The 4,069-nt window shown below is 61.5% G+C and carries 5 protein-coding genes; all 5 read left to right on the plus strand.

The genetic code is table 11. From position 1 onward, the window contains the following. Window positions 1-345 (plus strand): carbonic anhydrase (locus tag BLR29_RS09655; RefSeq protein ID WP_304441184.1); only part of this gene is annotated, 345 nt, incomplete at its 5' end. Window positions 346-384: 39 nt separating this feature from the next. Then, entirely contained in the window at window positions 385-855 is a 471-nt protein-coding gene (cynS, locus tag BLR29_RS09660; protein ID WP_092136580.1) for a cyanase, read from the plus strand. 83 nt (window positions 856-938) lie between these two features. After that, entirely contained in the window at window positions 939-1,268 is a 330-nt protein-coding gene (locus BLR29_RS09665) for a hypothetical protein (RefSeq protein ID WP_092136582.1), read from the plus strand. Further along, a complete protein-coding gene (locus tag BLR29_RS09670) occupies window positions 1,250-1,711 on the plus strand; it encodes a carboxymuconolactone decarboxylase family protein (RefSeq protein ID WP_092136584.1) in 462 nt (153 codons plus the stop codon). Before BLR29_RS09665 ends, BLR29_RS09670 begins: the two co-directional genes overlap by 19 nt. 1,087 nt (window positions 1,712-2,798) lie before the next feature. After that, on the plus strand, window positions 2,799-4,069 hold a 1,271-nt coding region (locus tag BLR29_RS09675; protein ID WP_092136586.1), incomplete at its 3' end, for a cbb3-type cytochrome c oxidase subunit I.

Consider the following 4,069-nt stretch of genomic DNA (forward strand, 5'->3'; position numbering starts at 1 on the left):
GTGGCCACATGCAAATGCCTGGCCCACATGCCCGCCGTGAAAAGCTGGCTTCACCATGCCGACGCCGCCAAGGCCGTCAACGAGGCGAGTGCGCACGCATCCACGCAAGCACGCGTGAATTCCATGGTCCGCGAGAACGTCATCGCCCAGCTGGCCAACATCAAGACCCACCCCGCCGTGGCACTCGCGCTTGAACAAGGCCGCCTGAACCTACACGGCTGGCTCTATGACATCGAAACCGGCGCGATCGATGCCCTGGATGGCTCGACCAATACTTTCGTTTCGCTCGCGGCGCATCCCAATGCATCCGCAACTCCACGCAGTCGCGAGTCGATCGCTGCCTGAATGCCTCACCCCCACGTTTCACCCTCTCAAGGAGTTAGCATGACCCAATCCCAATTCAGCCAATCCTCCCGTCAAGCCCTGAGCGATAACATCATCGATGCAAAGAGCCGCAAGGGGCTCACCTTCGAGCAGATCAACGAAGGCACCGGACTGAGCCTGGCCTTTGTCACGGCCGCCCTCCTCGGCCAGCATCCGCTGCCCGCCTCCGCGGCAAAGATCGTCGCCGACAAGCTGGACCTGGGCGAAGATGCCGTGCGCCAGTTGCAGACCATTCCTGTGCGCGGCAGCATCCCTGGCGGCGTACCGACTGACCCGACCATCTACCGCTTCTACGAGATCGTGCAGATCTACGGCTCCACGCTCAAGGCCCTGGTTCACGAGCAGTTCGGCGACGGCATCATAAGCGCCATCAACTTCAAGCTCGACATCAAGAAGGTGGACGACCCCGAGGGCGGCCACCGCGCGGTGATCACCCTGGACGGCAAGTACCTGCCGACTAAGCCGTTCTAATGTCTTAACGTGGCACCTACTTGCACGCCGAAGGTGCCTTTTCTTCGCCAACCACACGAACGTGGCGGCTATTAGATACCATCATGTCCACATTTTTCGCGGCCCTGGCCATCGCCGCATTGACGGGAAGCACGCTCGCCATGTCTTCCCTCATCGCCAGCAGTCCTTTGGTCGACAGGCTTGCTCGGGTCTATCAGCGTATTGACGAGCGGGCGACCTCGCAAGCCCACCCTTCCGATATGCACGGGACGCCGGTGAGCGTCGCCCGCCTCGATGGGCGACGCGACCCCTTGTTGGATGACGCGCGCACCCGGGCGGCGGCAGCCGCAGACGAAACGCTCCGACTCTCGAGTGTCGGTGAATCTGCTATCCAACCAGAAGAAAGGTGCACCCCATGTCTGCAGCACGCCTGAACCTCTTCCAGCTCGCCCCGGTCCACCTGAAAGCGATGATCCATCTGACGCAAACGTGCAAGAACAGCTCATTCGGCCGCCGGCTCGTAGACCTCATCCTGTTGCGCGTATCGCAAATCAACGGCTGTGGTGTGTGCGTCGACGTGCACTGGCGCGACCTGATCAAGCAGGGCGCGGACCCACGCCACGTGAACGCGATTGCCGGCTGGCGCGAGGCGCCATTCTTCGACGCGCGCGAGCGCGCCGCCCTGGCCTGGGCGGAGGCCGTCAACGCCCTGCCACATCGCGACGATACGGACGCCCTCTACCCCCAACTGCGCGAGCACTTCAGCGAGCAGGAAATCGCTGAAATGTCATACACGATCGCGCTCATTCGCGGCTGGAACGCTATCAATCAGAGCCTGCGCAACCAGATCCCCGTCAATCTGCCACCCAGCATGTAATCCTGCGCTATCCAGAGGGTCATGGCGTCAGCGTCGCCGTGACCCGCGAGGTTGCCAAGCACCTGCGCTCCCAATACAGGATCGAAAGCCGACAGGGCCGGGGCTCGTCTGTAGGCAATTGCTGCCGAGGCTAATCGAGGCATGCGCGCGCTCAAGACGCATACGAGATTAAGCCGGCCAGTTGCCTCTGTTTTTTCCTGCTATCACGTTTCCTGACATGGCTATCAAGCTGTTGCATCCCCTCGCCGGCCCACGCCATGGCAACAAGGTGGTACAGCGACTGACTTGCGCTGGCGAGGACGACCGATGCGTTTTTGTGCTTGAGTGTCGCTACTTCACGTCAGTGGTGACGCCTAGAGGCCTGCGCGTCTATCCAGGCGCCAAGAATTGGCGCCTGTCCAGCGGGGAACCTGTCGAGTTGATCGACAAGGATCTGTTTCACGTCCCTCACACCAGGGAAATGCTCACGCGAGTTGGATGATTCATGTTCTCATGCGCGAGCCACCACAAGTCAGTACCTCTGAAGGTTTTGAACCTGAGCGCTGTGGCCGAGGCGCGCGACCGAAAAAATGCGATGCCGGCGGCCGAGCAGCACATGGCCATAGCTGCTGAAGCGCAAGCGCAGTGACGGCTCACGTTCAGTTTTTGACGCAAATTCTGGGTCCAGATTGGGTGCTCACTGGTCAGTCGCTATCCGGTGGATGCGGAAGTACGGACGTCGGAGCGGCATCCGCACCAGAGGCATTGGTGCGAAATAGGAAACGCAGAAGAGTCCGCTATGTGTCTACCCCGGTCATCGGGCCGTGCCTACCATGTCATCTATCGGGATGGATCATCGTCTCCAGCCTCCGTCGGACTGGCGCTGGCCCTATCCCGTCGTGGCGCCATTTCGCCAGCGCAGTAATGGGGAAGGCGATAATCAATATATTGCATTTGATATGCATCTTTAATAGAATGCCGCGAAGCCCAAGCGAGGCCCATCACAACGCCTTAGCAAGCGCAGAATTTCGGCCCGCTGCCGCAGTGCGCCGCAGGTAGCACTACCTCGACCGTACCGCGCCCATTCGCATTTCTCTGGAGAGTTCCCGTGAGCACCATCGCGATTCTGCTATCTGCCTTCGTGCTGTCGATGATCGGGCTGTTCGCTTTCATCTGGTCGCAGCGTCGTGGCCTGTTCGACCGCGATCCCAAGGCAGCGGAAGTCATCTTCGCGCCGGGCGAGATCGGCTCCGTCGAAGACCCCGCCAATGATGCCGCGCGTATCGCGCGGTGGCAGTCGGCGGCCCCGCACCATGCGGGCTCCGGTGCGAGCGCCGAGCTGGCCCAGCGTGCCCGCGCGGATGCCTCGACCGCGCCGCTGGTGTTCTTCCTGTTCTGCTGCGCGTTTGCGTGGCTGCTGGTCGCATCCGCCGCGGGCCTGACAGCGTCAGTCAAGCTGCACGCGCCCGACTGGCTCGCCGATGAGGCCTGGCTCACCTTTGGCCGCATTCGCACTATTCACCTGAACGCCGTAGCCTATGGCTGGGCGCCGATGGCCGGACTGGGTATCGCGCTGTTCGTGATCCCGCGGCTGCTCAAGACCGAACTTGTCGGCGCGCGCTATGCATTCCTCGGTGCCGCACTGTGGAACGCGGCACTGATCGCGGGACTGGGTGCGATCGGCGCAGGCCTGGCCGACGGGCTCGAATGGCTGGAGATTCCCTGGCAGATCGACATTCTCTTTGTGGCCGGTGGCGCGCTGCTCGGTGTGCCGCTCGCACTGACATTACTCAACCGCAACGTCGAACATCTCTACGTATCCGTCTGGTACATGGGCTGTGCGCTGTTCTGGTTCCCCGTGCTATTCCTGGTCGCCAATGTTCCGGGGCTGCACCATGGCATTGAGGAGGCCACAATGAACTGGTGGTTCGCCCACAATGTGCTGGGCCTGTTCTATACGCCGCTGGCGTTGGCCTCGATCTACTACTTCCTGCCAAAGATCATTGGCCGGCCGGTGCAGTCCTACAATCTATCGCTGCTCGGCTTCTGGGGGCTGGCCTTCTTCTATGGCCAGGTCGGTGGCCACCATCTCGTGGGTGGGCCGGTGCCCGGATGGATGGTCACGCTGTCGATCGTGCAGAGCATGATGATGATCATTCCGGTGATGGCGTTCACGGTGAACATGCATGGCACGCTCAAGGGCAAGCTGGCTGCGCTGCGCTATTCGCCCACGCTTCGCTTCATCGGCTTTGGCGGCCTGATGTACACGGTCAGTTCGATCCAGGGGGCCTTCGAAGCGCTGCGCAGCCTCAATGTGGTCGTCCATTTCACGCACCATACAGTTGGCCACGCGCATCTGGGGCTGTACGGCTTTGTCAC

It is taken from the genome of Cupriavidus sp. YR651 (assembly GCF_900101625.1).
GTDB lineage: Bacteria > Pseudomonadota > Gammaproteobacteria > Burkholderiales > Burkholderiaceae > Cupriavidus.